This window comes from Elioraea sp. Yellowstone, assembly GCF_006704265.1.
Classification (GTDB): Bacteria; Pseudomonadota; Alphaproteobacteria; order Acetobacterales; family Acetobacteraceae; genus Elioraea.
The window spans coordinates 1-2455 of record NZ_VIKA01000254.1; the positions used below are offsets into that span (position 1 = coordinate 1).

At 76.7% G+C, this 2455-nt stretch carries 2 protein-coding genes; both read left to right on the plus strand.

The features are described from left to right. Positions 1–14 precede the first annotated feature (14 nt). On the plus strand, positions 15–1595 hold the full coding sequence (locus FK498_RS18395) for a phytoene desaturase (protein WP_141857120.1): 1581 nt from the start codon (positions 15–17) through the stop codon (positions 1593–1595). After that, positions 1576–2455: phytoene/squalene synthase family protein (locus FK498_RS18400; protein WP_141857122.1), on the plus strand; the 880-nt coding region annotated here is incomplete at its 3' end. The genes FK498_RS18395 and FK498_RS18400, both read left to right, overlap by 20 nt.

Consider the following 2455-nt stretch of genomic DNA (forward strand, 5'->3'; position numbering starts at 1 on the left):
CGCTGCGCCCCTCGATGTCCCAGCGCCCGTCGTCGCACTCGAGATCCTCGACCAGCGCCACCCCGGCCTCGCGCGCGGTCGCGCTCGCACGCGCGGCGCAGGCGGGCGATCCGCGCCCGCACGCGGTGGTGATCGGCAGCGGCTTCGGCGGGCTCGCCGCGGCGGTGCGCCTGGGCGCGCGCGGCTGGCGCGTGACGGTCCTGGAACGGCTGGACCAGCCCGGCGGGCGGGCGCGGGTGTTCCGCCAGGACGGCTTCACCTTCGACGCCGGCCCGACCATCGTCACCGCGCCGTTCCTGTTCGAGGAGCTCTGGGCGCTCGCCGGCCGCCGCCTCGCCGAGGATGTCACGCTCGTCGCCTGCGATCCCTTCTACCGGATCCGGTTCGACGACGGCGCGGTGTTCGCCTGCCGCGGCGATCCGGCCGCCATGCGCGCCGAGATCGCGCGCTTCAGCCCCTCCGATCTCGCCGGCTACGACCGCTACATGCGCCTCTCCGCCGAGACCTGCCGGATCGGCTTCGAGCGGCTCGGCCACGTGCCGTTCGGACGCTTCGCCGACATGCTGCGGGTCGCGCCGGACCTGATCCGGCTGCGCGCCTGGCGCAGCGTGCACGCGACCGTCGCGCGCCATGTCCGCGATCCGCGCCTGCGCGCCGCGCTGTCCTTCCATCCGCTGCTGATCGGCGGCAACCCCTTCGCGGCGAGCGCCGTCTACTGCCTGATCCCGGCCCTGGAGCAGCGCTGGGGCGTGCACTACGCGATCGGCGGCACCCACGCGCTGGTGCGCGGGCTCGCCGGCCTGGTCGCGCGCCAGGGCGGGCGCATCCGCCTCGGCGCGGAGGTCGCGGCCGTCACCGTGCGCGACGGCCGCGCGACCGGCGTCAGGCTCGCCGACGGCGAGACGATCGCCGCCGCGATCGTGGTCTCGAACGCCGATTCCGCCTTCACCTACGGCGCGCTCGTGCCGCCGCAGCACCGGCGCCGCTGGACCGACCGGCGGCTCGCCCGCGCGCGCTACTCGATGGGGCTGTTCGTCTGGTACTTCGGCACGCGCAGGCGCTACGAGGAGGTCGGCCACCACACCATCCTGCTCGGGCCGCGCTATCGCGGGCTGCTCGCCGACATCTTCGACCGCAAGCGGCTCGCGGACGACTTCTCGCTCTACCTGCACCGGCCGACCGCGACCGACGCCTCCGTCGCGCCGGCCGGCTGCGACGCGTTCTACGCCCTCGTGCCGGTGCCGAATCTCGACGCCGCGATCGACTGGGCGGGCATGGCCGAGCCGTTCCGCCGCGCGGTCGAGCGCCGGCTCGAGCGGACGCTGCTGCCCGGGCTCGGCGGCGCCGTCGTCACCTCGCGGGTGATGACCCCGCGCGACTTCGCCGCCGACCTCCTCGCGCCGCGCGGCGCCGGATTCGGGCTCGAGCCGGTGCTGACGCAGAGCGCCTGGTTCCGGCCGCACAACGCGAGCGAGGAGATCGCCGGGCTCTATCTCGTCGGTGCGGGGACGCATCCGGGCGCGGGCCTGCCCGGCGTGCTCTGCTCCGCCAAGGTGCTGGATCAGGTGGTGCCCGATGCCGCTCGCCTCCGCTGACGCGCCGAGCCCGGCCGACCTCGCCGCCTGCCGGGCGCTCCTGCGCGGCGGGTCGCGGAGCTTCTTCGCCGCCGCGCGGCTGCTGCCGGCGGCGGTGCGCGATCCGGCCGCGGCGGTCTATGCCTTCTGCCGCCTCGCCGACGACGCGATCGATCGCGGCGTGGCACGGCGGGCCGCGCTCGCGCGGCTGGAGGAGCGGCTCGAGCGGGCCTATGCCGGCCGTCCGTTCCCGATCCCGGCCGATCGCGCCTTCGCCGAGGCCGTGGCCCGCCACGGCATCCCGCGCGCGCTGCCCGCCGCCCTGCTGGAGGGGTTGCGCTGGGACGTCGAGGCGCGCCGCCCGGCCGACCTCGAGGCGCTGCACGCCTATGCCGCGCGCGTCGCGGGCTCGGTCGGCGCGATGGTCGCGCTGCTGATGGGGGTGCGCGATCCGCAGGTGCTCGCGCGCGCCTGCGACCTCGGGGTCGCGATGCAGCTCACCAACATCGCCCGCGACGTCGGCGAGGATGCGCGCGCGGGCCGGCTCTACCTGCCGGCCGCCTGGCTGGCCGAGGCCGGGATCGATCCGGATGCCTTCCTCGCCGCGCCGCGCTTCACGGACGCGCTGGGCTCGGTGGTCGCCCGCCTGCTGGCCGAGGCCGAACGGCTCTATGCGCGGGCGGAGGCGGGGATCGCCCGCCTGCCGGCCGGATGCCGCCCGGGGATCGGCGCGGCGCGGCTGATCTATGCCGAGATCGGGCGCGAGGTCGCGCGCAACGGCTGGGATTCGGTCGGCGCGCGCGCCGTCGTGCCGGCCTGGCGCAAGCTCGCGCTGCTCGCCGCGAGCGCGGCGCGCTGCACCGCTTGGCCGGATGCCGCGC

Excerpts from the sequence above, each read along its gene's own strand:
- FK498_RS18395 (WP_141857120.1), top strand. The coding sequence starts at position 15 with ATGTCCCAGCGCCCGTCGTCGCACTCGAGATCCTCGACCAGCGCCACC.